The following is a 26,208-nucleotide window of genomic DNA, read 5'->3' on the forward strand; positions in this document are numbered from 1 at the left end:
TCCTCAGCTGTCGCTCTTGATGCGGTATTCTGCGGAGCGGGCGTGGGCGGTAAGGCCCTCACCCCTTGCCAGAACCGAAGCCACCCGTCCCATACGGTCCGCGCCAGCGGCGGAAAACCCGATCAGGGACGACCGCTTCTGGAAGTCATAGACCCCCAGCGGCGATGAGAACCGCGCTGTGCCGGAGGTCGGCAACACGTGGTTCGGGCCGGCACAGTAATCCCCGAGAGCTTCAGCGGTATAGCGCCCCATAAAGATGGCTCCGGCATGGCGGATCTTGTCAACCAGCGCCCCGGGGTCTTCAACAGACAATTCCAGGTGCTCCGGCGCAATCCGGTTGGAAACCTTCGCCGCCTCATCCAGGTCTTTCACCTGGATAAGAGCGCCGCGATCCGACAACGACCGGGCAACGATATCCGCCCGTTCCATGGTGGGTACCAGCTTGCGGATACTCGCTTCCACCGCATCCAGGAAGGCCCCGTCGGGACTGACCAGGATCGACTGGGCCTGTTCGTCGTGCTCAGCCTGTGAGAACAGGTCCATGGCAATCCAGTCCGGGTCGGTGTTGCCATCGCAGATCACCAGAATCTCGGACGGACCGGCAATCATGTCGATTCCCACGGTACCAAATACCTCGCGCTTGGCGGTCGCGACAAAGATATTTCCCGGCCCCACAATCTTGTCAACGGCCGGTACTGTCTCGGTGCCATAAGCCAGTGCACCGACAGCCTGCGCCCCACCCAGGGTAAACACCCGGTCCACGCCGGCAATGACCGCAGCCGCCAACACCATATCGTTGACCACACCTGCCGGCGTGGGCACCACCATAATCACTTCGGACACCCCGGCCACCTTGGCGGGAATGGCGTTCATCAACACCGAAGAGGGATAGGCCGCCTTGCCGCCGGGCACATAGATGCCAACCCGGTCCAGCGGCGTCACCTTCTGCCCCAGCACCGTGCCGTCCGCATCCTCATACTGCCAGGAATCCTGCTTCTGGCGCTGGTGGTAATCCCGGATCCGGGCAGCCGCAGCCTCCAGGGCTTCCCTCTGCTCCGCCGGAATACGTTCCAGGGCCTGCTCCATGCGAGTGATGGACATCTCCAGCTCGGCCATGGACGCCACCTCGAGCTGATCAAACTTCGCGGTAAACTCCAGCACCGCCTGGTCGCCCCGCAGTTTCACCTCGGCGAGAATATGACGGACCGACTCATTCACCTGATGGTCGACGCTGTCATCCCACGCCAGCAGGCGGGACAGCGCATCATCAAAACCTGCATCGGAAGCAGACAATCGGGTCATCGAAATGTCGGTCATAACAGTCACCTGGGAGAAACACAAAGTGTCAGTAAACGAGAACGTCAGGCCTCAACAGCCCGACGGGCCTCAACAGCCTGCCCCATCTTGTCGATAATCGGCTGCAACAGGGCATGCTTCATCTTCATGGATGCCCGGTTAGCCACCAGCCGTGTGCTGATATTCTCGATCAGGTCCCGCGCCTCCAGCCCGTTGGCCTTGAGCGTGTTACCGGTATCCACAATATCCACGATTTCATCGGCCAGTCCCAGAATCGGCGCCAACTCCATCGCCCCATAGAGCTTGATGATATCCGCCTGGCGCCCCTGGGCCGCGTAGTAACGGCGGGCCAGGTTCACGAACTTGGTGGCCACCCGCAAGCGCCCCTGGGGCGCGGGCTGCCCCTTGACCCCGGCCGTCATCAGCCGGCAGCGGGAAATATTCAGGTCTAGCGGCTCGTAGAGCCCCTCTCCCCCGTGCTCCATCAGCACGTCCTTTCCGGTTACGCCCAGGTCGGCACCACCGTATTGCACGTAGGTAGGAACGTCAGTCGCACGGATAATCAACAAGCGTACGTTTGGGTCCGTTGACGGAAACACAAGCTTGCGGGATTTGCTGATATCGTCCACGAACTCAATTCCGGCTTCCCGCAGCAACGGAATGGTCTCGTCGAGGATGCGCCCCTTCGAGAGCGCAATGGTAATCGATGTTTCGGTCATCGGTGATCCGTCCGGTTCGAATGTCTTGGCCATCCGCCTCAACCTGGCATGCGGCGGATGCTCGCGCCCAGCAACTGGAGCTTCTCTTCAATGCACTCATAGCCCCGGTCGATATGGTAGATGCGATCCACGATGGTATCGCCGTCCGCCACCAGGCCGGCAATCACCAGGCTGGCCGAGGCACGCAGATCTGTCGCCATAACCGGGGCACCGGTCAGGTGCGGCACGCCCTTGATGATGGCCGCGTTACCCTCGAGGGTAATATCGGCGCCCATCCGGCTCAGCTCCTGGATGTGCATGAAGCGGTTCTCGAACACCGTTTCGACAATGGTACCCGTGCCTTCCGCCACGGTATTCATGGCGGCAAACTGGGCCTGCATATCGGTGGGGAAAGCCGGATAAGGCGCCGTTCGCAGCGAAACAGCCTTCGGCCGGTTGCCTTTCATATCCAGCTCAATCCAGTCCTTGCCGGTACTGATATGGGCACCGGCTTCCTCGAGCTTGAGCAATACCGCTTCCAACAGGTCTTCCCGGGTATCTTTCAGCCGCACCCGACCACCGGTGGCAGCGGCCGCCACCAGGTAAGTTCCGGTTTCCACCCGGTCCGGCAGCACGTCGTAATGGCAGCCATGGAGCCGTTCCACCCCATGGATCTCGATGGTGGCGGTACCGTAGCCACGGATGTCGGCACCCATGGCGATCAGGCACTCGGCCAGGTCCACCACCTCGGGTTCACGGGCTGCGTTCTCCAGAATAGTGACGCCATCCGCCAGGGCCGCCGCCATCATCAGATTCTCGGTACCGGTCACGGTCACCGTATCCAGGAAGATATGGGCGCCCTTCAGGCGACCGTTGGACTTCGCGTGGATGTAGCCGTTCTCCACCCGTACCTCGGCCCCCATCTGCTCAAGGCCATGGATGTGCAGGTTGACCGGGCGGCTGCCGATGGCACAACCACCGGGCAGGGATACTTCGGCAGAGCCGAAATGTGCCACCAGTGGTCCCAGCACCAGAATGGACGCCCGCATGGTTTTCACCAGCTCGTAGGGGGCGACGGTTTCCTTAAGGGTGCTGGCGTTCACCTGCACGCTCATCTTTTCGTCGATCATCACCTCGATCCCCATGCGGCCCAGCAGCTCGATCATGGTGGTGATGTCGTTCAGGTGAGGCAGATTGCCTACGGTTACCGGCTCGTCCGCCAGCAGGGTGGCTGCAAGTATCGGCAATGCCGAGTTCTTGGCACCGGAAATACGGATCTCACCGTTGAGCGGCTTGCGACCCCGGATCAGTAATTTGTCCACATCGGATTCCTGTTGTCGTGCGCCGGCGTTACTGCTGACGGGCCGCCCACTGGGCCGGGGTGAATGCGCGAATGGTCAGCGCATGGATAGTGCCGTCATCCAGCTGCTCTCGCAGGGTCCCGTAAATCAGCTGCTGCTTTTTCACAGGAGACATGCCTTCGAAGCGGTCACCGACAGCCACCACCAGGTAGTGGTTACCATCGTTCTGTACCTGAATTTCACAGTCGGGCAGCTCCTGGCGGACCCGTTCGGCAACGTCCTGGGCTTGCATACGCGGTTTAACCTCAAAGTTGTACGAAACGAAAGCGGAATTGTACCGGATTATGGGGAGCCGGTCAGCCAGCTGGCAACACCGTTCAGGCGGGAGAGCTCAAGCAGGTCGGGGGAGGCGCCCTCATAGGTGAGAGACTGGGATCTACCCTCCGCGGCCCGGCGCCAACACAGCAATAGCGACAGCAACAGACTGCTGGCAGTGGACACGGATGTAAGGTCAATGGTAACAGCAACCTGCCCTGGCTGCCTCGAAAGCCAGTCTTCACCCTGCCGCCGCAGATCAACCACGTTGTCCGCGGTCACCTGGCCGGCAAGCTCGAGGCGCTCACCGGCTACACGGACACTGGCAGTCATTGATCATTTGCGCCCTGGTCCATTTCCTCGTCCAGGTTGAGAGAAGCCACGGCATCACCCCAGTTGTCGATGACAGCCTCCACATCACCACGACGGGCTTCCATTTCCTGGGCAAAACGGTCGCGGAATGCGAGGCCAATATTGACCCCTTCGACTATCACGTTTTCCATCAGCCAGTCGCTGCCACTGTCCTTGCGGTACATGGAGTAGGTCACCTGGTAACGATCACCGGATTCGGTGGTCACCAGCAGATTTACCGAGGCGCGATCTTCATTGCGGGGATTGATCTCGGCCTGCTCCACCTGGATTTCGAAGCCGTCAGAATTGTTGACAAGGGCCTGGGCATAGCTGTCAAACAGGCTGCGCTTGAAGCGTGTTACAAACTCATCCCGCTGTTCGGGCGTGGTCTGACGGGCATAGCGCCCCATCACCCGGGCGGCGATTCGGCGGAAATCCACAAAGCCGGTAAGTGCCTGCTCCATCTCGCCGTAAAAGGACTCCGGATCCTGTTCGTACAGATCCTTTTCTTCGTTGAGTCGTTCCACCAGCTTCTGGGTGTTCTCATCCACGTAACTGGCCAGGTCCTGGTTATTGGCGACAGCCGGACGAACCAGCAAAGCAGACACCAGGGCCATGGCAAACAGCGCCAGGGAAAAGGGTGTGAGGCGAGTTGTGTGACGAACCGCGGTCATGGGTTTCTCCTGTTATTGCGTTCCTGACTTAGTCGCCACCCTGACCGGAGGCGAAATTGCTGATCATGCGCTCAATGTTGAGCGCCGACTGGGTTTCGTAGAAGGTATCCCCGTCTGCCAGGGATTCCATTTCAGCGCCTGGCGATATATCAATATACTGCTCCCCCAGCAAGCCGGATGTACGTATGATCGCTGAGCTGTCGGCAGGGATCGAGTCGATGGCTGCAGAGATGTCCATCACCACCCTTGCCTGGAATGTGTCCTGGTCGAGGGTCACTTCACGGATCTGCCCCACCTGGACACCGGCCATGGAAACCCGCCCCCTGGGCCCCAGCCCTCCGGCATCGTTGAAATAGGCGTGAACCGTGTAGGTATCCCCGGCCGGCTTGAAGGTCAGCCCGCTGACCTGCAGTGCCAAAAACAACAGCGCAGCACCACCCGCCAGGATAAACAGGCCAACAATAACTTCTGTCGTTTTCTGAGCCATCAGAAACTCCCGAACATGACGGCGGTCAGGACGAAGTCGAGACCCAGCACCGTCAAGGATGAAAACACAACCGTTCTGGTGGTGGCGGCGCTGATACCCTCGGATGTGGGCACACAGTCGTAACCCTGGTAAACCGCAATCCACGTACAGGCAACACCGAATACCAGACTCTTGATAATGCCATTGACGACATCATCCGCGAACGCGACAGACGCCTGCATGTTGCCCCAGTAGGAGCCCTCGAACACACCCAGCCATTCCACACCAACCAGCATACCGCCCCAGATACCCACCACTGAAAAAATCAGCGCCAGCAGCGGCATGGAAATGAATCCGGCCCACAACCGGGGCGCCATAACCCTGCGCAGGGGATCGACCCCCATCATTTCCATACTGGACAGCTGTTCCGTTGCCTTCATCAAGCCGATCTCCGCCGTCAGCGCCGATCCGGCCCGGCCTGCGAACAGCAAGGCGGTGACCACCGGCCCCAGCTCCCGCAGGAGCGTTAGAGCGATCATCTGGCCGATGGCGCTCTCCGAACCGAAATCGCTGAGAATGGTGTAACCCTGGAGCGCCAGCACCATGCCAATAAACAGCCCGGACACAATGACGATGGCCAGGGACAGCACGCCGATCCTGTAGATCTGCTGCACCAGCAAACGCCCACCCACTGAGGGGCGCGGCACGCCGGCCAGCGATCCCCACAGGAAAACGCCGGCCCGGCCCAGGGAAGCCAGGGTATCCAGGCCACGACGCCCCAGGCGCGCCACCCGATCCACCAGTGAACTAGCCACGACCGGAACCTCCCGCAGGGGTGCCACCCCAGTCTGCCTGAGCATCCGGCGCCGGGTAGTGGAAGGGTACCGGCCCGTCCGGGCTGCCATGGAGGAACTGCTGGACCTTGGGCGAGGCGTGGTTTCTCAGCTCATCCGGTGTCCCCTCCCCGATTACCCTGCCGTCGGAAACGATACAGGCATAGTCGGCGATACTGAGAGACTCCGGCACATCATGGGATACAAGCACACTGGTCAGGCCCATGGTAGCGTTCAGCTCACGGATCAGCTTGACCAGGACCCCCATGGCAATGGGGTCCTGCCCGGCGAAGGGCTCATCATACAGAATCAGCTCAGGGTCCAGGGCAATACTCCTGGCCAGGGCCACCCTGCGCGTCATGCCCCCCGACAGCTCAGCAGGCATCAGGTTCCGGGCGCCTCGCAAACCCACGGCTTCCAGTTTCATCAGTACGATGTCGCGAATCATGTCCTCCGGCAGGCGGGTGTGCACCCGAAGAGGGAAAGCCACATTCTCGAAGACGCTCAGATCGGTGAACAGGGCGCCGCTCTGAAACAGCATGCCCATGCCCTCGCGCAGCCGATAAAGCGCCTTGCGCTTCAGTGAGGGCACATCAAGCCCGTTGACGCGGATACTGCCGCTGTCCGGGCGCAGCTGGCCCCCGATCAGCTTGAGCAACGTGGTCTTGCCAGTGCCGCTGGGGCCCATGATGGCGGTGATCCGGCCACGGGGAATGGCCAGGGAGACCCCATCGAAGATGCGGCGACTGCCCCGGGTGAAAACAACGTCGTCCAGAAGGATGCAGGAACTGTCCGCCATGACCGTAACCACCGGAAATTTGGCGTTACAGTATGCCAACTGGCCGGGCAGCTCAATGACTACGGGCGTTAAACTTTGTGAATACTGGACCGGTCAGGCCAGCGTAGCGGGCAACGGCAGCCCCGCAGCACCGGTTGATGATATACTTCCGCCCATACTTTAGGCTTTTACAGGGCAGGTTTCCCCTGCACCCCTGCGTCTGACCAGGAGATCCATGAACAAACCGTTTGTTACCGCCGCACTCAACGCCATCGATATCGAACGCCAGGCGGTCGAAGCCCTTTCCGGCCGAATCGACGACGACTTCATCCGCGCCTGCGAGGTCATCATGGCCTGCAAGGGCCGGGTTGTGGTTACCGGCATGGGCAAGTCCGGTCACATCGGCAACAAGATCGCCGCGACCCTGGCCAGTACCGGTACCCCCTCGTTCTTCGTGCATCCCGGGGAAGCCAGCCACGGCGACCTGGGCATGATCACCAGCCAGGATGTGGTGCTGGCCATTTCCAACTCCGGTAACACCGGCGAGGTGCTGACCATCCTGCCGCTGCTCAAACGCATGGGCGCACCGCTGATCAGCATGACCGGAAACCGGGACTCCACCCTGGCCCGGGAAGCCGTGGCGAATCTCGACGTCAGCGTGGCCAAGGAGGCTTGCCCGCTGGGGCTGGCCCCCACTTCCAGCACCACTGCCACCCTGGTGATGGGCGATGCCCTGGCAGTAGCACTGCTGGAGGCGCGGGGCTTCAGCGCCGAAGACTTTGCTTTCTCCCATCCCGGTGGCGCCCTCGGTCGACGCCTGTTGCTGCGGGTGTCGGATATCATGCATACGGATGACCGTATCCCCAGGGTCCGCGAGACTACGCCGCTGGCCGGGGCCTTGCTGGAAATCTCCCTCAAGGGACTGGGGATGACCACCGTTGTCAACGAGGACGGTCGGCTGGTGGGCATCTTCACTGATGGCGACCTGCGCCGTACCCTGGACCGCTCCATCGATATCCAGAAGACCCTGATCCGGGACGTCATGACCCGTCACGGCCGTGTCATCCATGAAGACCAGCTCGCTGCCGAAGCCCTGCACATCATGGAAGAACTGAAAATCAACGCCCTGCCGGTTCTGAACCGTGACGAGGAGCTGGTCGGCGCCATCAATATGCACGACCTGCTGCGGGCGGGGGTGATCTGAGATGCCCCCGGCTGTTAACCCGCATTCGGCCCCGATGTGGCCGCAGGACATTCTGGAAAAAGCGGCCGGCATTGCCCTGCTGGCCCTGGATGTAGACGGCATCATGACCGATGGTTCGTTGCTGTTCTCTGCCAGTGGCGACGAGCTCAAGGCATTCAATATCCTCGACGGCCTGGGCATGAAGCAGGCCATGGCCGCCGGTATCGAAGTCGCGGTGATTACCGGCCGCAACTCCCCCCTGACCGAACGTCGCATGAGCAGCCTGGGCGTCGGAACCCTTCTTCAAGGGAGGGAAGACAAGGTGACCGCACTGCGCGAGATCGCCGACCGGCGCCAGCTGTCGCCCGGTCACATCGCCTACATGGGGGATGACCTGCCGGACCTGGCCGCGATCCGCTATGCAGGTCTGGGCGTGACAGTGCCCAACGGCCACTGGTTCGTTCGCCGGCACGCGGATTATTGCACGCAGGCAGCCGGCGGTTCCGGCGCGGTCCGTGAACTGACCGACCTCCTGCTGTCTGCCCGGGGCACACTGGATGAAGAGCTGGAGCGCTGGCTGGGAGCCTCTGGATGAGTGATCAGGACGACCGCAATCTGCTGGTCAGGGCCTTGGACCTTCTGGCCCGGCCCAGGATCCGTAACCCCGGGCTCGCCATTGCCGCCCTGGTGCTTGGCTATCTTATCTGGCAGAGTGACGACCCTCGTTCCGTGGATACCGACGCCATCGCCCTGCGAGGCGAGACCGAACCGGACACCTTCGTGAACCAGGGCGTATTCCGGTCCTTCGACCGCTCAGGACAACCCGAGATCGTCCTCACCAGCCCCCGTACCGAGCAGTTTGACGACCGCAAAGAAGCCTTGCTGGAAGCCCCGGACGGCACCCTGTACGATCACGACGCGGGCCTGCGCTGGCTGATTAACGCCAATAGCGGCCTGTACGACATGGCGGCCGAAATCATGGACCTCGAAGGTGACGTGGAGGTGATAAGACGGGGGGAAGGGGGTGACGCCGTCTTGCTTACCGAATACCTTCGCATTGATAATGCCTCCCGAACGGCCACCACCGATCGCCCGGTTACCCTGACATCACCCGGGCAGGTTACCCATGCCCGCGGCCTCACCGGCTGGCTTGACGATCGGGTGCTGGAACTGGAGAACTCCGTTGAGGGAACCTATGAAACCCGTCAGTAACCCGTTACGTTGCCTGCTGTTGCTGGTGGCGCTGGCACCCGCACTACCGGCTGCAGCCTTCGATATGAACTCGGACGAGCCCATCCGGATCACAGCGGATTCGGCCCGGCTGGACGACAATCGCGGCACAGCCATCTACCGGGGCAATGTGGACGTTCGCCAGGGCGAAGTGCTGCTCACCGCTGACCGGGTAGATGTCTACAGAGGTGCCGAGGGCCTGGATCGCATCCATGCCACCGGTCAGCCCGCCACCTATGATCGCCCGGCCACCGCCAACGAGGGTGCTGTCCACGCCGAAGCCCTCGAGATTCACTACTCCGCCGGCGAGAACCTGCTGCGCTTCGAGCGAAAGGCCGTGGTTCAGCAGGGCCAGGACGAGTTCAGAGGCGCCGTCATCACCTACGATACCACCAACCGTATCGTGACCGGCGAGGGCCAGGACGACGGCGGCGAAGGCTCCGGCAGGGTCGAGATGGTCATCCAGCCCCGGGGCAACAGTTCATCCAGCGGTAACTGACGGCGCACTCTATGGCATTGTTACAGGCGAACCACCTCGCCAAGAGCTACAAGCAGAAAAAGGTCGTTATTGACGTGTCCCTCAGCATCGAGAGCGGACAGATCGTCGGACTGCTCGGCCCCAACGGGGCTGGCAAGACCACCTGTTTCTATATGATCGTCGGTCTGGTGCCGGCGGATCACGGCCATATCAGCATCGACGGCAAGGACATCACGCCGCTACCCATGCATGGCCGTGCGCGCCAGGGTATCGGCTACCTGCCCCAGGAAGCCTCGGTCTTCCGCAAGCTCTCCGTCAGCGACAACCTCATGGCGATCCTGGAAACCCGCAAGGACCTGAACCGGCGCCAGCGGGAAGAGAAAATGGAAGAACTGCTCCAGGAATTCCACATAACCCATATCCGTGACAGCGCCGGCATGGCCCTCTCCGGCGGGGAGCGCCGGCGGGTGGAAATAGCCCGCGCCCTGGCCATGGAGCCGGCCTTTATCCTGTTGGACGAACCCTTTGCCGGCGTGGATCCGATCTCTGTGAGCGATATCAAACAGATTATCCGCCATCTGCGCGACAAGGGGATTGGCGTGTTGATTACCGACCACAACGTGCGGGAAACCCTCGATATCTGCGAGAAGGCCTACATTGTCAGCAGCGGGCATATCATTGCCTCAGGCTCTGCAGAGGAAGTACTCGCCAACCAGCAGGTGAAGGAAGTCTACCTCGGAGAGGAGTTCCGCCTCTGACCCCAGGCTGGCGCGTAGGGGAATCTGCCGAGTGGGTCCCGTCGCGGCAATTGTGTTCGCGACAGCAAGGGGGTACACTCGGCAAAGAACTTGCTTGTTATTTCCAAGTATCCGGTAACACTGATATTTTTCCTGATTCAGGCAGTTTGTTGAGCTGGATCAGGCAGTTTGAAGTACACAGGTGTTATTGATGATGTCAGAAGGGTGATGGATGTGAACTCATGGTGATGAAAGCCTCCTTACAGTTAAAGATGGGTCAGAGTCTGACGATGACCCCGCAACTGCAACAGGCAATCCGTCTGCTCCAGCTTTCCACCCTGGACCTGCAACAGGAAATCCAGCAGGCGCTGGATTCCAACCCCATGCTGGAAACCTCGGAAGAGGATGACCAGGAGAGCACCGATGCCGATCGCGACAAGGAACGGGACGAGCGTAACAACGAGTCGGTCACTGCTTCAGAGGGCGACAATACAGCAGACAACAGCTGGGAAGAGTCCGACTGGTCGTCAGAGAACAACAGTGCCGACACCATTCCCGATGACCTGCCGGTAGACACGGCCTGGGATGATATCTACCAGTCCGCCCCTGCCCCCGCATCCCGCGGTGATGACGACAATGACATGGACTTCGACAGCCGTAACCCCGCCACTGAAACCCTGCGGGACCACCTGGAATGGCAGCTCAACCTGACTCCCATGAGCGAGCGTGACAGCGCCATTGCCCACGCCCTGCTGGATGCCGTGGACGAACGGGGCTACCTGACAACCACCCCGGAGGACATTCACTCCGGGCTGGAGGACGACACCGACGAGGACCCGGTGGAGCTGGATGAGGTAGCGGCTGTACTGCGTCGCCTGCAGCACTTTGATCCGCCCGGTGTGTTCGCCCGCGATTTGCAGGAATGCCTTCTAATCCAGCTGGACCAGCTGCCCCCGGACACCCCCTGGCTGGACAAGGCGCGACTGGTCATCACTCACTACATCAACCTGCTGGGCAACCGGGACTACGCCCAGCTTCTGCGCCGCAGCCGCCTGAAAGAGGACCAGTTACGGGACGTACTGGCAGTCATCACGTCCCTGAACCCGCACCCAGGTAACGCCCTGGACCGGTCCGAGCCGGATTATGTAATTCCGGATGTGATCGTGCGCAAGGATAACGGCCGCTGGCGGGTGGAGCTGAACCCGGAAATTGCACCGCGCATTCGCGTGAATGCGAGCTATGCTTCGCTTATACGCCGGGCGGACAGCAGCGCCGATAACACCTACCTGCGCGACCAGCTGCAGGAAGCCAAGTGGTTTATCAAGAGCCTGCAGAGCCGCAACGAAACCCTGCTGAAAGTAGCGACACGAATTGTTGAACATCAGCAGGGTTTTCTGGACCATGGTGAAGAGGCGATGAAACCGCTGATTCTGTCGGATATCGCCCAGGCCGTGGAAATGCACGAATCGACCATTTCCAGGGTGACAACACAGAAGTACATGCACACCCCCCGCGGCATCTTCGAGCTGAAATATTTCTTCTCGAGTCATGTCAGCACGGAGGAAGGCGGCGAATGTTCCTCAACGGCCATTCGTGCCATGATCCGCAAACTGATCGCGGCAGAAACCCCGAAAAAGCCGCTCAGTGACAGCAAGATTGCCACCATGCTGGGAGAGCAGGGCATAAAGGTGGCCAGGCGCACGGTAGCAAAGTATCGTGAAGCCATGCACATTCCGCCCTCCAATGAGCGGAAACGACTGGTCTGAACAAAGGGTCTGACAAACAGGAGAAGCCCATGCAACTGAACATTTCCGGTCATCACGTTGAACTGACTCCCTCCCTGAAGGATTACATCAACGAAAAATTCCAGAAGCTCGAGCGCCACTTTGATCACATCAGTAACTGCCAGGTCACTCTGGAAGTGGAAAAGGTACGTCAGATTGCAGAGGCCACCCTGCATGTCGTCGGTGGTGAAATTCATGCCAAGGCCGAGAATGACGACATGTACGCTGCGATTGATGCCCTGGTGGACAAGCTTGACCGGCAGATCCTCAAACACAAGGAAAAGAACGTTGACCGGGCCCACGGAGCGACAGCCCGCTAACCATTGTGACACCGGAACGGGTATAATCTGAATCATAGCGCTGCGGTACGGTCTCGTTCCGCAGCATTTTTTTATCGGGACCGATGAGAATCCATGACCGATTCGACCTTGACCATCAACAATATCCTGGCACCGGAGCTGACCCTTTGCCGGGTCAACGGCACCAGCAAGAAGCGTATCCTGGAATTCATTTCCGAAAAGGTCGCCGGCCAGTACCCGGAACTGGATGAAACCCAGATCTTCAATAACCTGATTGCCCGGGAGCGCCTCGGCAGCACCGGCATAGGCCAGGGTATCGCCATCCCCCACTGTCGCCTGGACGGTTGTACCCGGGTGGTGGGCGCACTGGTAACCCTGGAAGAGGGTGTGGCCTTTGACGCCATCGACAACCAGCCGGTGGACCTGCTGTTTACCCTGATTGTGCCGCGGGAGGCCACCTCGGAACACCTCGAACTGCTAAGCCAGCTGGCGGAACAGTTCAACGACCGTAGTTTCTGTGACGCACTGCGGGCCTGCACCAGCTCCGACGGGCTTTACCAGAAGATGACCGGAAATCACTGATCCGGTCCGGATGTCGCACGATGCCTCGGCTGGCATCGGCAAAGCTACCAGAGGGCCAGTCCCATGAAGCTGATCATCGTTAGCGGTCGCTCCGGTTCCGGCAAGAGTACCGCCCTGCATGTGCTTGAAGACCTGGGCTTCTACTGTATCGATAACCTGCCCATTGGTCTGCTGTTTCCGCTGACCACCGAGGCAATGGCCGGAACCTCCGGCAGCCGCCTGGAGAATATCGCGGTCAGTATCGATGCCCGCAACCTTTCCAATGAAATCGCCAACTTCGAAGCGATTCATCAGCGTCTGATGGAAGCCGGCATCGTCACCGAGATTATCTACCTGGATGCCACCGAGCAGTCACTGCTGCAACGTTTCCACGCCACCCGGCGCAAGCACCCCCTCAGTGACGACCAGACCTCGCTGACCGAGGCCATCCGCTACGAAAAGAAACTGCTGGAACCTATCGCCCAGTTGGCCGACCTCTACCTGGATACCACCGAGTTGTCCATGTATGAACTGCGTGACACCGTCAAACAGCGCATTATCGGTCGCAGCGAACAGGACCTGGCCCTTCTGTTCCAGTCGTTCGGCTTCAAGCATGGTGTACCGGTGGACTCCGATTACGTACTGGACGTTCGCTGCCTGCCGAACCCCTACTGGGACCCTCAGCTGCGCCGTTACACCGGCGTGGACCAGCCGGTGATCGACTTCCTTGGATCAGACCCCATGACCAACCGGATGATCGATGACCTGATCCGGTTCCTGGAAACCTGGCTACCCCAGTTCAGCAACAGCAACCGCAGCTATATGACCATTTCCATTGGCTGCACCGGAGGCCAGCACCGTTCGGTTTATGTCTGCGAGCAGCTGTCCGGTTATTTCAGCAAGTCCTACAACCAGGTTCAGACCCGGCACACGGAGCTGCCCCACCTGAACCCGCAACACCGTGGTAACCCATGATTCGCCAGCCTGTCACGATCATCAACAAGCTGGGCCTGCACGCCCGCGCCGCCGCGAAGCTCGTCGAAACTGCCTCCAGGTACGAGAGCCGGGTGGCGCTGGTCAGGGGTGACCGCCAGGTGGACGCCAAGAGCATCATGCCGGTGATGATGCTGGCGGCGAGCCAGGGAACGGAAGTAGAACTGGTGGCCGAGGGGCCGGACGAGCAACAGGCGATTGCTGCCCTGGAGGCACTGATCAATGACTATTTTGGCGAGGGCGAATAAGCCGTGAGCAAACAGGATACACCCCGGGCACCGGACGACGAATTCGTCAAAAGCAAATCCCAGCTCAAGCGCGAGATGCACGCCCTTCAGGATCTGGGCAAACGCATGATGGACCTGAGCGACGACCAGCTCGCTGGGTTGCCCATGAGCGAAACCCTGAAGGCGGCCATCGTGGAATCCCGGCGTATTCGCCAGCACGAGGCTCGCCGCCGGCACTTGCAGTACGTAGGCAAGGTGATTCGCAACGAGGAAGATCCGGACGCCCTGCGTCGGGCGGTGGAAGCCTTCGATGCGGGCAGTGAGGAGCACACCCGGCGCCACCACCTGGCCGAACGCTGGCGGGACCGGTTGATCGAGGAAGGCAACCCGGCTGTGGCAGGCTTTGTGGAACAGTGTCCTGCCACCGATGTGCAGCACCTGCGTAACCTTTTGCGGAACGCCCAGAAGGACGTCAAGGCGGGCAGGAATACCGGTCAGGCGAAGAAGTTGTTCCGCTACCTCCGGGAATGCATCGACGAATCCGAACAGTCCGCCTGAGACCGTCAGAGCCGGCGATGCTCCCAGACCGGCATACGCTGGCGAACCTCCTGCGAGTACTGGGGGTTCAGCTCCGCCATAACCACCCCGGCACCTTCTGCCAGCTCCTTCACTACCTTGCCCCAGGGGTCCACGATCATGGAGTGGCCGTAAGTGCGGCGCCGCTCACTGTTCTGGCCTCCCTGCCCGGGAGCCACCATCCATACCTGGTTCTCAATGGCTCTGGCGCGGATCAGGGGGTGCCAGTGGGCATCGCCGGTGTGCCAGGTAAAGGCACTGGGCAGGGTGACCCACTCCACCTGCTGCTCCCGTAACTGACGGAACAGCTCCGGGAACCGCAAGTCGTAACAGATGGCCAGCCCCAGACGGCCGGCAGGAGTATCCAGGGAGACCAGGCTATTCCCGGGCTCGAAGGTATCCGACTCCCGGTACTGGCCCTGACTGTCTTCCACCATGGCATCAAACAGGTGAATCTTGTCATAGCGGGCCACCTCAGCGCCCTGGTCATCCACCACGATACAACTCGCCCTCACCCGGTCGCTCAGCGCCTGACCGTCCGGGCGGGCCGCAGTGGGCAGCGAGCCGCCCACAATCCACATACCGTACTTGCGGGCCTGCGCCGCCAGAAAGCTGCGAATGGGGCCATCCGGCGTCAACTCCCGGCGGCCATGAATCGGCATCCTGGCCGTATCCAGTACCGCGAAATTTTCCGGCAGCACGGCGATCCGCGCTCCCTGCCGGGCGGCCTGTCCCAGCAGGAGGGAGGCCTGGCGCAGGTTGTCGTCGACATCGTGGGTACTGACCATCTGAATGGCGGCAACCATGGTATTGCTCATAACAGCCTCCCGGCACTGGATATCAGGGCACACTCTCTGTGCCGGCAACCCTACTCCTGGTTTCCGGCGTCAAAGATATTGCGCAGGTTCACCTCGGGGTTATCCCAGGTACCACCTACACTATAGGTGGCACTGGTGAGTTTGCTCAATGGCTCGCCCAGCAACTTGTCGAGCACAAACAGGGCTCCCCCCACCGGGGGCGAGGCCCCCATCAGGATGGCGGCCAGGGGCAAATTCTGGGTCAGCGGAAGAATGACCACCAGGCGCATACTCAGGCTCCGATCAGCCAGGTTGGTGGAGCCTGACATACGCAGCGCCCCTGACGGTCCCGCCAGTTGCAGGTCCGGGTCCCAGTTCAGGACACCATGCTCCAGGGTAGCCTTGCCGGAAATGGCATCGAAGGCCACGCCAGCCTCGTAAAGATCGGAGAAATCGAAGCTGAGACGGCGCTGCAGGGTATCCGTATTAAGCAGGTTGAACAGACGGAACAGTTGCGCTGTGTCGTTATTCTTCAGAATGACCCCATCGTCCAGGCGCAGGCTGAAGCTTCCATTCAGGCGACCAGCCGTGAACTGATCCGGGCGACCGGGCCAGGCAAGGTTGAGGTCAATAACCGAACGCTCATTGGTCAGTGGGGCCTCCATGCCCAGCACGGTAGCCAGGTCCTGGAGATCACCACCCTCCAGCACACCCTGGAGCACCGTGGTTTCCTCGCCGGACGTAACGCCCCAGCGAACCTGGCCGTCGAAGTCCAGCGAGCCGATTTCCCCCTGCAGGTCCTGCAAGGTGACCTGGTCCGGTGATGGCGACAACAGGAATGACCAGGCTCCCGCGGGGTCATCGCCCAGCCACAGGGCCCCGATACGCACCTCCACTTCCGGCCACTGGCCGGCGGCCATGTTACGGAAGGCTTCCAGTTGCTCTGTCGGTGTCAGCAGGGAGGGCGGCTCGTCGGTGCCGTCGTCCGCCTCGTCACCGGAGCGGGCCAGCCTGAGCCGTTCGAGATCCACCGTTACCCGCTCCCCGGAGGAAGGAATACGAACCTCGCCGGTGGCGCGATAGGAGTCGGTCTGCAGAAGCCAGCCGCCCGCCTCCGGTGTAATCGTTGCGGTGACCCCCGGCAGGGCATGATCGCCAACCAGGAGCTCTGCCATGGACAACTCGACCCGGTTCAGCCAGTCAGGACTGCCTCCACCGGTTTCGCCCCCTGCGCCGCTGCCTGCACCAGGCCTGGTTACGAACCCTTCAAGCCGGGACCGCCATTGGCCGGGTACAAACTGTTCCACATCCGCCTTCACGACCAGTCCCGCCGTGTCCGGCAACCAGGCCTCTTCATCCCCGATGGCCACTTCCCCACCGTAAAAGGCCTGATTCCGCCATTCCAGGGCAACCGCGATCCTTTCGCCCCATCGCCCTTCGACCAGCAGACGATCACTGTCCGGCCAGCGCACCAGCGCCTCGATCCGTTCTTCCTGGCCCGCCTCACGGCCCAGCGGCGCCGGCCATTCGGACCAGATACCGGCACTGCTGGCAGTGACCACCAGCCGGGGCGGTGCCTGTTGCGAGAACGTCAGGGTGGCGGTGTAGGGCAACCGGCCCTCAATGCCTTCCACCGATGGCCCTTCCGGCAACAGCCTGGCGGCCAGGGCGGCCACATCGGTCTGACCGCTCTGGATAATATCCAGTCCTTGCTGGTCCGCCCCCCTGGCCAGCGTCACCGAAACCGGCTGGTCCAGAAAGCGGGCCGAGAGTGGCTCACCCGAGAAGCCCTCACTGCTGCTGTAGGAAAGGTCTCCGCTTATGGCCTCCCAGCGCAGATCCGCGTCCGGATAGCCGATCGCGCCGTTATCGACACGGACATCGGCCTCTACCCCCACCGATCGGTCGGGGGCCAGGGGGATGCTCAGCTCCAGGCCCACTCCGTAGTCACCGGTTACTGACAGGGCTTCCCCGGCGCCCGCGGCCATCTCACCCAGCGGGGTTTCCCTGAGCCAGTAGGCAATCCGTTCACCGTTTACCTCTGCGCGGGTATTCACACTGATCACCGGGAACTCACCGTCAGGGGCCACACCCACACTCGCCTCCGGCAACGAGAGCCCACCGGTCTCTGCCTGGTCCAGCTCCACCAGCGTATGGCCATTGTGGATACGCACACGGCCGCTGGCCCCGGTCACCTCGGGCCAGGCGGGATCATAGGTGACCCGCCCGTTCCGGAACTCGTATTCCATCGCCGTGCTGAAAGCGTGGCGGGGCAGATCCTGACCGATCTGGCCATGACCGTAGAATTCACCGCGTGTGATCTCACCCTCTTCAATGGCAGTAGTCAGCCATTCATAAAGTTCTGGGGCAACGGCGCCTACCGGCACGAACTCCGGCAGCATGGCCGCCTGGCCGTTCTCTACCGACACTCTCAGGCCCAGGTTATCCTCGCCATAACGGTCGAGCCGCAGATCAAATGCCCCCTCCATGCGGGTCTGGTCCTGGTAGGTCATGTTCAGGTCGCGGGCGAAAACCCGGGTGATCCCGCCGTCAAGACGCCAGCCAACCTCACCGGTAGCCTGCCTGAAGGTCCACGGACCGGCGAACAGCTCCGGGAAGTGGAGTGTCATGTCCTGCCCCTCTACCCGGGCCTGCCCGCCATGACGACTCAGCCACAACCTGCCCTGCACATTGTCGCCACCCGGCGCCCCCTGGTGTGGCTGCACCGAGACACCATCAAGCTGGGCCGACAGGTGGAATTCCTCCGGCAACTTGCGGGGGATCTCCAGGTCCAGGGCAGACAGTTTGCCCTCTGGAGCCAGGGCAGCGAGATGATACTGGGCCCGTGCCGGCAATAATTCCGACCCGACTGCCAGTCGGGCCAGGGGACCCAGGGGCAGGCCAGGCGCGCGGACATGGAACGATAGCCGGTCATAGTCGATACGGCCGGCAAGGCCTGACACCCGGTCTCCCTGCCACTGCCACCCCAAGTCCTTCACATGGAAGCTCGCCCCGTCGTCAGTGCGCCGCCAGCCAACCCTGGCGGAAAGATCTTGTAACGGGCCGAGATTATCCAGTTCGCTGTCCAGCTGTACCCGGTGAACGTCCAGCTCGCCGTTGAGACGCATCAGCTGGCCATCCCTGAATGTGAGCCAGGTACGGGCATCAGCGTTGAAATCCCGTACCTCAAAGCCTCGCCATTTCAAACCGCGGGTCAGACCCTCGAAGAATCCACCGGGGGTCAGCTCAGCCCATACCTGGCCACTGAAGCGACCGTCAAACAGGTCCCGGCCCCTGACAGAAAAGGTAGCCAGTTGCTCCAGCGTACCCTGGCGCATGGCGCGACCAGAGGCCGACATCTGCTGATTGGTATAGGCCAGGTCCAGCTGCGGAACATCCACGAAAGTGGTATCAGCGTCAGGGGTTCTCAGACCGACGGTAAGGCGGGTAAGCCGGACGTGGGGGTCCGATATGCGGGCGGTCAGTTCGTCCAGCCAGCGCCTGGGCTCGAGCCACTGGTCAGCCTCCAGCTCTGCGCCGCTCAGGCCCGGCCCGGCCTCGGGAAGGATGAGCCCGTCGATGGAAAGCCGTCCATCCCCGTCCTGCACCACAACCAGGTCCAGACCGTCGGCCTCCATGCGCCGGAAAACCAGGCCCATGCGGAACAGTGACCCCGGCCCGTCGAGCCGCAACTGAAGCTGCTGCAACGACAGGGCGCTTTTATCCGGAGCATCGCGATGGGCGATGCGCACACCTTCGGCCTGCAATACCGGATCCGCCCCCTTCCAGCTGGCCGACAGGCGCCTGATCGACACCTCCTGGCCCAGGCGATCGCCAAGCAGGGCCTCCAGCTCGGGGCGATATTCATCGATATTTTCGGCCGTGTATCTCGCCCAACTCGTCAGTACAGCGACGACGAGCAACAGGCCGATAGAGAGCCACATCAGGACCAGCAGGAGAAAACGAAGCAGCGTCCGGTCCCCGGAAGACTCCGGAACAGGGTCAGATGGGGAGGAATTCGGTGGGGCCATTGTGCTCAGAGTAACACCACATCGTACTGCTCCTGGCTGTAGAAGGGCTCAACCTGGAAGCGAATGGACTTTTCTATAAAGGTTTCCAGGTCAGCCACGTTATCGGCTTCTTCATCCAGCAACCGGTCCACCACTTTCTGGGATGCCATGACCAGGTAGCTTTCGGCATCATAGGCGCGATTGATCCGCAGGATCTCCCGGAACACCTCATAGCATACGGTCTCGGCAGTCTTGAGGAAGCCGCGGCCATCACAGATGGGACAGGGCTCACACAGAATCTGGCCCAGGCTTTCGGTGGTGCGCTTGCGGGTCATCTCCACCAGCCCCAGCTCGGACACGCCGGTAATCTTGGTCTTGGCGTGGTCGCGCTCGAGCATTTTCTCCAGCATCCGGTGCACCTGGCGCTGGTGCTCCGGATCCTCCATATCAATAAAGTCGATGATGATGATGCCGCCCATGTTTCTCAGGCGCAGTTGCCGGCTAATGGCCCTGGCGGCTTCCAGGTTGGTCTTGAAGATGGTTTCTTCCAGGTTGCGGTGACCGACAAACGCTCCGGTGTTAATGTCGATGGTGGTCATGGCCTCGGTCTGGTCGATGATCACATAGCCGCCGGATTTCAGCTGCACCTTGCGGCTCAGGGCTTTCTGGATTTCATCCTCTACGCTGTAGAGATCGAAAATCGGCCGTTCGCCCGGGTAATACTCCACCTTGGTCTCGAACTCCGATACAAACTCCCGTACGAAGTCCATCACCCGCTGATAGCTCTCCCGGGAGTCAATGCGTACCTTCTCGGTCTGGGGGCGGATCAGGTCCCGGATGGTGCGGATAAAGAGCGGCAGGTCCTGGTAGATGATCGACGGCGCCCTGACCTGCTCAATACGGTCCATGATGGACTGGTTCAGGCGCTGCAGGTAGACCATGTCCGCCAGCAGGTCTTCCTCGGAGACACCTTCGGCGGCGGTGCGGATGATAAAACCGCCGGCGCAGTCATCCTGATCACCGATAGCCCCCTCGAGGATGCCCTTGAGCCGGGCCCGTTCATCATCGTCCTCAATGCGCTGGGAAATACCGATATGGTGAACACCAGGCATGAAGACCAGGTAGCGGGAGGGAATGGAAAGCTGGGTGGTAAGCCGTGCACCCTTGGTGCCGATAGGGTCCTTTGTAACCTGCACCACCAGCGATTGTCCCTCCCGCAGTAACGTGCGGATATCCGGAACAGTACGGGGGCCGTCGCTGGCCTCGGTGTTTTCACCATCGGACATGGAAGGCAGGACATCCGAGGCGTGGATGAACGCTGCGCGCTCCAGGCCGATATCCACGAACGCCGCTTCCATGCCCGGCAGAACCCTGACCACCTTGCCCTTGAAGATATTGCCGACAATCCCCCGGCGGGTGGTCCGCTCGACATAAGCTTCCTGAAGCATCCCGTTTTCAACCAGCGCTACCCGGGTTTCCACCGGCGTCACGTTGATCAGGATTTCCTCGCTCATGTCAGTCTCCGTTATTATCGGGTGTCCAGTAGTCCCAGACCGGCAACCCCGCCCGGGCAAGCAGGTCCGCGGTCACATCCAGAGGCAGGCCCACTACCGCACTGTAACTGCCGGTGATGGAGGACACAAAGGCACCTCCGCGCCCCTGGATGCCATAGCCGCCAGCCTTGTCCAGGGGTTCACCGGTCTCGCAATAGGCGGCAATTTCACGTTCATCGAGGGGCCGGAACGCCACATCGGTGGTGCTCACCGTTACTTCCGTCCCACCCTGACTCGCCAGGGCAACGCCGGTCATCACCTGGTGCGTGCGGCCGGAGAGTGCTCGCAGCATGACTCGCGCATCGTCCCGGTCGGCTGGTTTGCCAAGAATCCTGCCATCCAGCACCACCGTAGTATCAGAACCGAGGACCAGCGCCTCCGGCTCGCCGGCCAATTCGAAGCCGGCGACGGCCTTCTCCCGGGCCAGCCGGTACACATAGACGGAGGGAGTCTCCCCCGGCTGCGGCGTTTCGTCGATATCCACGGGCCGTGTCTCAAAGCATAGCCCAAGCTGTCTGAGCAGGTCCGCCCGTCGGGGCGATGCTGAGGCGAGTATGACCGGTTTCGTCATCATAGTCTGTCCGACAGGTTTCGGGTCAGCCGAGCTTCAGGTTCAGCTTGTCAAGCAGCGGGCACAGCACCAGCCAGAGAATCGCACTGGTAACAGCGGGCCAGAGGTAGGCAAACCCGGAGGTTTCCGCCCCCAGCACCTGCCTGATAAAGTGCACCAGCATCTGGTTTATTCCCACAAGCAGAAACACGATAATGCTCTGCTGGATCAACGGGAACATTCGTAATCGCTGATGGACGGTCAGCACCAGGAAGGCTACTGCCGCCATGGCCAGGCCATTCACGCCCAGCGGAGTTGCCTCCAGCACATCCAGCAACAGACCCAGTGCCCACGCCACAACAATGCCGAACTGCGCCGGCGCGCGGTAGGTCCAATAGAACACCATCAGCGCCAGCCACTCCGGGCGGAACTCGAACCAGCCCTGGGGAAACAGGGAAATACTCAGCACCAGCGCCAACAGGATACTGAAAAACATGACCGGATAACTGATGATCGACAACATCAGTTGCCCTCCCCACTGGTTTCAGCCCCGGCGGACGGTTCGGCGCTGCCCGCCTCCTGCTGGTCGTACAACTCCTCCGGTCCTGCAGCGCCGGCTTCGGAGAAGACAACCAGCACCAGTTTGCTGCGACTCAGCTTTGCCATGGGGGTGGCATGAATGGTCACAAACGGTGCGCCAGGTTCCTTGGTGATGTCAGAGACTTCCGCCACCGGATACCCCTTCGGAAAGCGTCCACCGAGGCCCGAACTGACCAGCACATCCCCCTCCCGGATATCCGCAGTATCCGGTACATGGACCAGTTCCAGCTGGCCGATATCGCCGTTACCCAGCAGAATGGCCCTGAGGCCATTCCTCAGCACTTCCACCGGCACGGCATGGCTACTGTCGGAAATCAGCAGTACGCGTGAGGTAAAGGCGGCCGTATAAAGCACCTGGCCCATCAGGCCGTTGGCATCCAGTATCGCCTGGCCGGCCTCGAGACCGTCCCGTGCGCCCTTGTTGATGATGACTTCGTGGGCAAAAGGATCCGGTGATACCCCGACCACCTCGGCAACAACCACCCGGTCGTCCAGCGTCCCGGACGCATTCATCAGCTCCCGCAGCCGGTTGTTTTCCGCTGCCAGCGCACCGTACTTGAGGGCGCGACGTTCGAGTATCATCAGGCGGGCCTTGAGAGCCTCATTCTCGCTGAGCAGGTCTTCCCGGGGGGTGACGACGCCGGCGAACCAGTCGCCGAAGCGGTCAGGGGCATTGCCCAGCCAGAACACCGGGGCGAGCACACTGGCGATACCGCTGCGCACCGGCTCCAGCCGGTCGAACCGGTGATCCGCGACGATCAGGACCACCGACAACACGAGCACAAACAGCAAACGGAATCCGGGAACGGGACCCTGCACGAAAATCGTCTTAATGGCACAACCCCCCTGCCCCGATAACGCAGCCGCCGCTGGGGCGGGACCCCAGCGGCGGCAACGGGCATGAGTTGGTCAGGCCGGAACCCGGTACCATGATCACCCCTCCTGGGAGAACATGCCAATTCCGCCACGGTCGATAACTTCCAGCGCCTTGCCGCCGCCACGGGCGACACAGGTCAGCGGGTCTTCTGCGATGATCACCGGCAGACCGGTTTCTTCGCTGATCAGCTTGTCCAGGCCCCGCAACAGGGCACCACCGCCAGTCAGTACAATACCACGCTCGGCAATGTCGGAAGCCAGTTCGGGGGGAGACTGCTCCAGCGCACTCTTGACGGTCTGAACGATCTGCGCAAGGGACTCCTGCAGGGCGTCGAGAATTTCCTCACTGTTGAGTGTAAACGAGCGGGGAACGCCCTCCGCCAGATTGCGACCGCGTACATCGATCTCGCGGATCTCCACGCCCTCATAGGCGCAGCCGATCTCATGCTTGATGCGCTCAGCGGTGGAATCACCGATCAGGCTGCCGTAGTTGCGGCGCACATAGGTGACGATGGCTTCATCAAATTTGTCACCACCGACCCGCACGGATTCGGCGTAGACAATGCCGTTGAGGGAGATGATGGCAATCTCTGTGGTGCCCCCGCCGATATCGACGATCATTGAACCGCTGGCTTCCTCGACCGGCAGGCCAGCACCGATCGCTGCCGCCATGGGCTCCTCGATCAGGAAGACTTCACGGGCACCGGCCCCCAGGGCCGATTCCCGAATCGCTTTCTTTTCAACCTGGGTGGACTTGCTGGGCACACAAACCAGAACCCGCGGGCTCGGCGTGATAAAACTGTTCTCGTGCACCTTGTGAATAAAGTGCTGCAGCATTTTTTCGGTAACGACAAAGTCGGCAATCACACCGTCTTTCATGGGGCGGATCGCGGTGATATTACCCGGTGTGCGACCAAGCATTCGCTTCGCCTCGGCACCCACGGCCGCAACCATCTTCTGGGAGTTGTTGGTCCGGATCGCCACCACCGAAGGCTCATTCAGGACGATCCCCCGCTCACGGACATATATAAGGGTGTTTGCGGTACCAAGATCGATCGAGAGATCGCTTGAGAATAGGCCTCGGATACGTTTCAACATTCGCGTTATTTCAACCTGAGAAATGCAGTCTGGAAATGATGCGGCAACTTTAGCAGTGAGCACCCCCGCAGGCAAGGCGTGATCCGCCGCGTTACAAGCCGTTACGACAGCGCCAGGGTACTGCCCGGGCACCGGGATCTGTTAACATAGGGGTTTTCCCCGAACCCCGGAGGCAATGCGTGACCATTTCCCGCAAGGACATAGAAAAAGTCGCGGTGCTTGCCCGCATCCAGGTGGATGATGCGCAGGTGTCCGCTCTGGAAAAGGACCTGGGCAATATTCTCGACCTGGTGGACCAGCTCAGCGCGGCCGACACCGAATCCGTCGAACCCCTGGCCCACCCCCTGGACGCCGTTCAGCGCCTGCGGCCGGACGAAGTCACCGAGACCGACCAGCGCGCCGCGTTCCAGGCCATTGCCCCTGCCACGGAGAACGGCCTGTACCTCGTCCCCCGCGTTATTGAGTGACCGACCAGCGACCCAGGAAGCACCATGCACAACAAATCTGTAGCCGAACTATCCCGTGCGCTGGAGCAGGGCACCGTCTCCAGTGTGGAACTGACCCGACAGTTCCTTGACCGCATCCGTAACGAGGATGGCAAGTACAACAGTTTCATTACCGTAACCGAGGACCAGGCCCTGGCCGACGCCAGAGCTGCAGACGAGCAGCGCGCCAGTGGCAAGGCAACGCCCTGGACCGGCGTTCCCTTTGCCCACAAGGACATTTTCTGTACCAGCGGCGTTCGCACCACCTGCGGTTCGAAGATGCTGGAGAATTTCGTACCGCCCTACGATGCCACGGTAACCACCCGTTTCCGGAAGGCCGGGGCGGTGTGCCTGGGCAAGACCAACATGGACGAGTTCGCCATGGGGTCGTCCAACGAGTCCAGCCATTTCGGGCCAGTGACCAACCCCTGGGGTGAAAAGCGTGTACCGGGCGGCTCTTCCGGTGGCTCCGCGGCTGCCGTAGCGGCCCGCCTGGTTCCGGCCGCGACCGCTACCGATACCGGGGGCTCTATCCGCCAGCCGGCAGCTCTTTGCGGTGTCACAGGCCTCAAACCCACCTATGGCCGGGTGTCCCGCTACGGCATGATTGCGTTTGCCTCCAGCCTCGATCAGGGGGGCACCATGGCCCGGACGGCAGAAGACAATGCCCTGATGCTCAACGTCATGGCTGGCTTCGACCCGAAAGACTCCACCAGTGTGGATCGCGCGGTGCCGGACTACACCGCCACCCTCAACGAACCCCTGAAAGGCCTGAAAATTGGCCTGCCGAAGGAGTATTTTTCGGATCAGCTGGACCGGGCCATGGAGCAGCAGGTCCGTGACGCGGTGAAAGAATACGAGAAACTCGGCGCCACGGTGAAGGAAGTCTCCCTCCCCCACGCAAAACTGGCCATTGCGGCCTATTACGTCATCGCCCCGGCAGAGGCGTCTGCCAACCTGTCCCGATTTGACGGCGTGCGCTACGGCTACCGCTGTGACGACCCGAAGGACCTGATGGATCTGTACACCCGCACCCGGGCGGAGGGCTTTGGCAACGAGGTCAAGCGGCGAATCCTGGTGGGCACCTATGCCCTTTCCGCCGGCTATTTTGACGCCTATTACCTGAAAGCCCAGAAGGTACGCCGCCTGATCCAGCAGGATTTCATCAACGCCTTCCGTGACGTGGATGTACTGATGAGCCCCACTTCGCCGTCTCCGGCCTTTGTTCAGGGTGAGAAAAACACGGATCCCGTCACCATGTACCTGGAAGATGTGTTTACCATTGCCATCAACCTGGCGGGCGTACCTGCCATGTCGGTTCCGGCCGGCTTTGTCAACGGCCTGCCGGTTGGCCTGCAGATTATCGGAGACTATTTCTCGGAAGCACGGCTGCTCAATGCCGCCCACCAGTTCCAGCAGGTGACCGACTGGCACCAGCGCGAGCCCCACTAAGCCCGAC

At 61.2% G+C, this 26,208-nt stretch carries 29 protein-coding genes; 13 read left to right on the forward strand and 16 right to left on the reverse strand.

The annotated features are described in order from the left end of the window. Nucleotides 1–3: 3 nt before the first annotated feature. Genes hisD through ACESMZ_RS04850 form a run of 9 tightly spaced genes read right to left on the reverse strand, consistent with a single transcriptional unit; the run spans nucleotide 4 to nucleotide 6,733 of the window. Entirely contained in the window at nucleotides 4–1,317 is a 1,314-nt protein-coding gene (gene hisD, locus ACESMZ_RS04810; protein ID WP_372972286.1) for a histidinol dehydrogenase, read from the reverse strand. Between the two features lie 44 nt (nucleotides 1,318–1,361). Beyond that, nucleotides 1,362–2,015, reverse strand: coding sequence for an ATP phosphoribosyltransferase (gene hisG, locus ACESMZ_RS04815; protein WP_372956029.1), 654 nt, complete (start codon nucleotides 2,013–2,015; stop codon nucleotides 1,362–1,364). A 38-nt stretch (nucleotides 2,016–2,053) separates the two neighbouring features. Further along, nucleotides 2,054–3,316: a UDP-N-acetylglucosamine 1-carboxyvinyltransferase gene (gene murA / locus ACESMZ_RS04820; RefSeq protein ID WP_372956028.1), complete on the reverse strand. Its 1,263-nt coding sequence runs from the start codon at nucleotides 3,314–3,316 to the stop codon at nucleotides 2,054–2,056. A 28-nt stretch (nucleotides 3,317–3,344) separates the two neighbouring features. Further along, entirely contained in the window at nucleotides 3,345–3,587 is a 243-nt protein-coding gene (locus ACESMZ_RS04825; protein ID WP_372956027.1) for a BolA family protein, read from the reverse strand. Nucleotides 3,588–3,637: 50 nt separating this feature from the next. Next, nucleotides 3,638–3,943 (reverse strand): lipid asymmetry maintenance protein MlaB, encoded by a 306-nt coding sequence (locus ACESMZ_RS04830; protein ID WP_372956026.1) that lies wholly within the window; start codon nucleotides 3,941–3,943, stop codon nucleotides 3,638–3,640. Beyond that, a complete protein-coding gene (locus ACESMZ_RS04835) occupies nucleotides 3,940–4,635 on the reverse strand; it encodes a phospholipid-binding protein MlaC (RefSeq protein ID WP_372956025.1) in 696 nt (231 codons plus the stop codon). Before ACESMZ_RS04835 ends, ACESMZ_RS04830 begins: the two co-directional genes overlap by 4 nt. Nucleotides 4,636–4,663: 28 nt before the next feature. Next, nucleotides 4,664–5,122 carry an outer membrane lipid asymmetry maintenance protein MlaD gene (gene mlaD, locus ACESMZ_RS04840; protein ID WP_372956024.1) on the reverse strand — a complete coding sequence of 153 codons (459 nt, stop codon included), beginning with the start codon at nucleotides 5,120–5,122 and terminating at the stop codon, nucleotides 4,664–4,666. Beyond that, nucleotides 5,122–5,904: a lipid asymmetry maintenance ABC transporter permease subunit MlaE gene (mlaE, locus tag ACESMZ_RS04845; RefSeq protein WP_372956055.1), complete on the reverse strand. Its 783-nt coding sequence runs from the start codon at nucleotides 5,902–5,904 to the stop codon at nucleotides 5,122–5,124. The genes mlaD and mlaE overlap by 1 nt, the downstream gene beginning before the upstream one ends. Before the next feature lie 4 nt (nucleotides 5,905–5,908). Then, nucleotides 5,909–6,733: an ATP-binding cassette domain-containing protein gene (locus ACESMZ_RS04850; RefSeq protein ID WP_372956023.1), complete on the reverse strand. Its 825-nt coding sequence runs from the start codon at nucleotides 6,731–6,733 to the stop codon at nucleotides 5,909–5,911. Nucleotides 6,734–6,947: 214 nt separating this feature from the next. Between ACESMZ_RS04850 and ACESMZ_RS04855 the strand changes: the two genes are divergently transcribed. The 11 genes from ACESMZ_RS04855 (at nucleotide 6,948) to yjgA (ending at nucleotide 14,762) form a co-directional block, all read left to right on the forward strand. Beyond that, a complete protein-coding gene (locus ACESMZ_RS04855; RefSeq protein WP_372956022.1) occupies nucleotides 6,948–7,916 on the forward strand; it encodes a KpsF/GutQ family sugar-phosphate isomerase in 969 nt (322 codons plus the stop codon). Between the two features lie 34 nt (nucleotides 7,917–7,950). After that, on the forward strand, nucleotides 7,951–8,490 hold the full coding sequence (locus tag ACESMZ_RS04860; RefSeq protein WP_372956021.1) for a KdsC family phosphatase: 540 nt from the start codon (nucleotides 7,951–7,953) through the stop codon (nucleotides 8,488–8,490). Beyond that, entirely contained in the window at nucleotides 8,487–9,107 is a 621-nt protein-coding gene (lptC, locus tag ACESMZ_RS04865; protein ID WP_372972287.1) for an LPS export ABC transporter periplasmic protein LptC, read from the forward strand. The genes ACESMZ_RS04860 and lptC overlap by 4 nt, the downstream gene beginning before the upstream one ends. Further along, entirely contained in the window at nucleotides 9,091–9,624 is a 534-nt protein-coding gene (lptA, locus tag ACESMZ_RS04870; RefSeq protein ID WP_372972288.1) for a lipopolysaccharide transport periplasmic protein LptA, read from the forward strand. The genes lptC and lptA overlap by 17 nt, the downstream gene beginning before the upstream one ends. 11 nt (nucleotides 9,625–9,635) lie before the next feature. Then, entirely contained in the window at nucleotides 9,636–10,361 is a 726-nt protein-coding gene (gene lptB / locus ACESMZ_RS04875; RefSeq protein ID WP_372956018.1) for an LPS export ABC transporter ATP-binding protein, read from the forward strand. A gap of 227 nt (nucleotides 10,362–10,588) precedes the next feature. After that, on the forward strand, nucleotides 10,589–12,106 hold the full coding sequence (locus ACESMZ_RS04880) for an RNA polymerase factor sigma-54 (protein ID WP_372956054.1): 1,518 nt from the start codon (nucleotides 10,589–10,591) through the stop codon (nucleotides 12,104–12,106). Nucleotides 12,107–12,135: 29 nt separating this feature from the next. Further along, a complete protein-coding gene (gene hpf, locus ACESMZ_RS04885) occupies nucleotides 12,136–12,444 on the forward strand; it encodes a ribosome hibernation promoting factor (protein WP_372956017.1) in 309 nt (102 codons plus the stop codon). Between the two features lie 93 nt (nucleotides 12,445–12,537). Further along, nucleotides 12,538–13,005 carry a PTS IIA-like nitrogen regulatory protein PtsN gene (gene ptsN, locus ACESMZ_RS04890; RefSeq protein ID WP_372956016.1) on the forward strand — a complete coding sequence of 156 codons (468 nt, stop codon included), beginning with the start codon at nucleotides 12,538–12,540 and terminating at the stop codon, nucleotides 13,003–13,005. A 63-nt stretch (nucleotides 13,006–13,068) separates the two neighbouring features. Next, on the forward strand, nucleotides 13,069–13,959 hold the full coding sequence (gene rapZ, locus ACESMZ_RS04895) for an RNase adapter RapZ (protein WP_372972289.1): 891 nt from the start codon (nucleotides 13,069–13,071) through the stop codon (nucleotides 13,957–13,959). Next, nucleotides 13,956–14,225: an HPr family phosphocarrier protein gene (locus ACESMZ_RS04900; RefSeq protein ID WP_372956014.1), complete on the forward strand. Its 270-nt coding sequence runs from the start codon at nucleotides 13,956–13,958 to the stop codon at nucleotides 14,223–14,225. Before rapZ ends, ACESMZ_RS04900 begins: the two co-directional genes overlap by 4 nt. A 3-nt stretch (nucleotides 14,226–14,228) precedes the next feature. Then, on the forward strand, nucleotides 14,229–14,762 hold the full coding sequence (gene yjgA, locus ACESMZ_RS04905; protein ID WP_372956013.1) for a ribosome biogenesis factor YjgA: 534 nt from the start codon (nucleotides 14,229–14,231) through the stop codon (nucleotides 14,760–14,762). A gap of 5 nt (nucleotides 14,763–14,767) precedes the next feature. Here the strand turns inward: yjgA and ACESMZ_RS04910 are convergent, their stop codons facing one another. The 7 genes from ACESMZ_RS04910 to ACESMZ_RS04940 form a co-directional block, all read right to left on the reverse strand. Continuing rightward, nucleotides 14,768–15,598: a carbon-nitrogen hydrolase family protein gene (locus ACESMZ_RS04910; protein WP_372972290.1), complete on the reverse strand. Its 831-nt coding sequence runs from the start codon at nucleotides 15,596–15,598 to the stop codon at nucleotides 14,768–14,770. 50 nt (nucleotides 15,599–15,648) lie between these two features. Next, complete coding sequence (locus ACESMZ_RS04915; RefSeq protein ID WP_372972291.1) at nucleotides 15,649–19,608, reverse strand: YhdP family protein; 3,960 nt, start codon at nucleotides 19,606–19,608, stop codon at nucleotides 15,649–15,651. Between the two features lie 5 nt (nucleotides 19,609–19,613). Further along, entirely contained in the window at nucleotides 19,614–21,101 is a 1,488-nt protein-coding gene (gene rng / locus ACESMZ_RS04920; protein WP_372972292.1) for a ribonuclease G, read from the reverse strand. 1 nt (nucleotide 21,102) lies between these two features. Then, nucleotides 21,103–21,711 carry a Maf family protein gene (locus ACESMZ_RS04925; protein ID WP_372956053.1) on the reverse strand — a complete coding sequence of 203 codons (609 nt, stop codon included), beginning with the start codon at nucleotides 21,709–21,711 and terminating at the stop codon, nucleotides 21,103–21,105. Between the two features lie 25 nt (nucleotides 21,712–21,736). Then, nucleotides 21,737–22,213 (reverse strand): rod shape-determining protein MreD, encoded by a 477-nt coding sequence (gene mreD, locus ACESMZ_RS04930; RefSeq protein ID WP_372956009.1) that lies wholly within the window; start codon nucleotides 22,211–22,213, stop codon nucleotides 21,737–21,739. After that, nucleotides 22,213–23,082 (reverse strand): rod shape-determining protein MreC, encoded by an 870-nt coding sequence (mreC, locus tag ACESMZ_RS04935; protein WP_372956008.1) that lies wholly within the window; start codon nucleotides 23,080–23,082, stop codon nucleotides 22,213–22,215. Before mreC ends, mreD begins: the two co-directional genes overlap by 1 nt. 141 nt (nucleotides 23,083–23,223) lie before the next feature. Then, the gene (locus tag ACESMZ_RS04940; protein WP_372956007.1) at nucleotides 23,224–24,264 is read right to left on the reverse strand and encodes a rod shape-determining protein; all 1,041 of its coding nucleotides are present in this window, start codon (nucleotides 24,262–24,264) and stop codon (nucleotides 23,224–23,226) included. Nucleotides 24,265–24,443: 179 nt separating this feature from the next. Here ACESMZ_RS04940 and gatC point away from each other — a divergent pair, with 179 nt between their 5' ends. Together gatC and gatA are read left to right on the forward strand one after the other, a co-directional pair. Next, on the forward strand, nucleotides 24,444–24,731 hold the full coding sequence (gatC, locus tag ACESMZ_RS04945; RefSeq protein ID WP_372956006.1) for an Asp-tRNA(Asn)/Glu-tRNA(Gln) amidotransferase subunit GatC: 288 nt from the start codon (nucleotides 24,444–24,446) through the stop codon (nucleotides 24,729–24,731). Between the two features lie 24 nt (nucleotides 24,732–24,755). Further along, entirely contained in the window at nucleotides 24,756–26,201 is a 1,446-nt protein-coding gene (gene gatA, locus ACESMZ_RS04950) for an Asp-tRNA(Asn)/Glu-tRNA(Gln) amidotransferase subunit GatA (RefSeq protein WP_372972293.1), read from the forward strand. Nucleotides 26,202–26,208: the final 7 nt, after the last annotated feature.

Source organism: Marinobacter sp. (assembly GCF_041690615.1).
Classification (GTDB): domain Bacteria; phylum Pseudomonadota; class Gammaproteobacteria; order Pseudomonadales; family Oleiphilaceae; genus Marinobacter.

What these genes read in the sequence shown, in the direction of transcription:
- hisD (WP_372972286.1), bottom strand. Translation starts at nt 1,317, where the DNA reads ATGACCGACATTTCGATGACCCGATTGTCTGCTTCCGATGCAGGTTTT.
- hisG (WP_372956029.1), bottom strand. Translation starts at nt 2,015, where the DNA reads ATGACCGAAACATCGATTACCATTGCGCTCTCGAAGGGGCGCATCCTC.
- ACESMZ_RS04825 (WP_372956027.1), bottom strand. Translation starts at nt 3,587, where the DNA reads ATGCAAGCCCAGGACGTTGCCGAACGGGTCCGCCAGGAGCTGCCCGAC.
- ACESMZ_RS04830 (WP_372956026.1), bottom strand. Translation starts at nt 3,943, where the DNA reads ATGACTGCCAGTGTCCGTGTAGCCGGTGAGCGCCTCGAGCTTGCCGGC.
- ACESMZ_RS04835 (WP_372956025.1), bottom strand. Translation starts at nt 4,635, where the DNA reads ATGACCGCGGTTCGTCACACAACTCGCCTCACACCCTTTTCCCTGGCG.
- mlaD (WP_372956024.1), bottom strand. Translation starts at nt 5,122, where the DNA reads ATGGCTCAGAAAACGACAGAAGTTATTGTTGGCCTGTTTATCCTGGCG.
- ACESMZ_RS04850 (WP_372956023.1), bottom strand. Translation starts at nt 6,733, where the DNA reads ATGGCGGACAGTTCCTGCATCCTTCTGGACGACGTTGTTTTCACCCGG.
- ACESMZ_RS04855 (WP_372956022.1), top strand. Translation starts at nt 6,948, where the DNA reads ATGAACAAACCGTTTGTTACCGCCGCACTCAACGCCATCGATATCGAA.
- ACESMZ_RS04860 (WP_372956021.1), top strand. Translation starts at nt 7,951, where the DNA reads ATGTGGCCGCAGGACATTCTGGAAAAAGCGGCCGGCATTGCCCTGCTG.
- lptC (WP_372972287.1), top strand. Translation starts at nt 8,487, where the DNA reads ATGAGTGATCAGGACGACCGCAATCTGCTGGTCAGGGCCTTGGACCTT.
- lptA (WP_372972288.1), top strand. Translation starts at nt 9,091, where the DNA reads ATGAAACCCGTCAGTAACCCGTTACGTTGCCTGCTGTTGCTGGTGGCG.
- lptB (WP_372956018.1), top strand. Translation starts at nt 9,636, where the DNA reads ATGGCATTGTTACAGGCGAACCACCTCGCCAAGAGCTACAAGCAGAAA.
- ACESMZ_RS04880 (WP_372956054.1), top strand. Translation starts at nt 10,589, where the DNA reads ATGAAAGCCTCCTTACAGTTAAAGATGGGTCAGAGTCTGACGATGACC.
- hpf (WP_372956017.1), top strand. Translation starts at nt 12,136, where the DNA reads ATGCAACTGAACATTTCCGGTCATCACGTTGAACTGACTCCCTCCCTG.
- ptsN (WP_372956016.1), top strand. Translation starts at nt 12,538, where the DNA reads ATGACCGATTCGACCTTGACCATCAACAATATCCTGGCACCGGAGCTG.
- rapZ (WP_372972289.1), top strand. Translation starts at nt 13,069, where the DNA reads ATGAAGCTGATCATCGTTAGCGGTCGCTCCGGTTCCGGCAAGAGTACC.
- ACESMZ_RS04900 (WP_372956014.1), top strand. Translation starts at nt 13,956, where the DNA reads ATGATTCGCCAGCCTGTCACGATCATCAACAAGCTGGGCCTGCACGCC.
- ACESMZ_RS04910 (WP_372972290.1), bottom strand. Translation starts at nt 15,598, where the DNA reads ATGAGCAATACCATGGTTGCCGCCATTCAGATGGTCAGTACCCACGAT.
- ACESMZ_RS04915 (WP_372972291.1), bottom strand. Translation starts at nt 19,608, where the DNA reads ATGGCCCCACCGAATTCCTCCCCATCTGACCCTGTTCCGGAGTCTTCC.
- rng (WP_372972292.1), bottom strand. Translation starts at nt 21,101, where the DNA reads ATGAGCGAGGAAATCCTGATCAACGTGACGCCGGTGGAAACCCGGGTA.
- ACESMZ_RS04925 (WP_372956053.1), bottom strand. Translation starts at nt 21,711, where the DNA reads ATGACGAAACCGGTCATACTCGCCTCAGCATCGCCCCGACGGGCGGAC.
- mreD (WP_372956009.1), bottom strand. Translation starts at nt 22,213, where the DNA reads ATGTTGTCGATCATCAGTTATCCGGTCATGTTTTTCAGTATCCTGTTG.
- ACESMZ_RS04940 (WP_372956007.1), bottom strand. Translation starts at nt 24,264, where the DNA reads ATGTTGAAACGTATCCGAGGCCTATTCTCAAGCGATCTCTCGATCGAT.
- gatA (WP_372972293.1), top strand. Translation starts at nt 24,756, where the DNA reads ATGCACAACAAATCTGTAGCCGAACTATCCCGTGCGCTGGAGCAGGGC.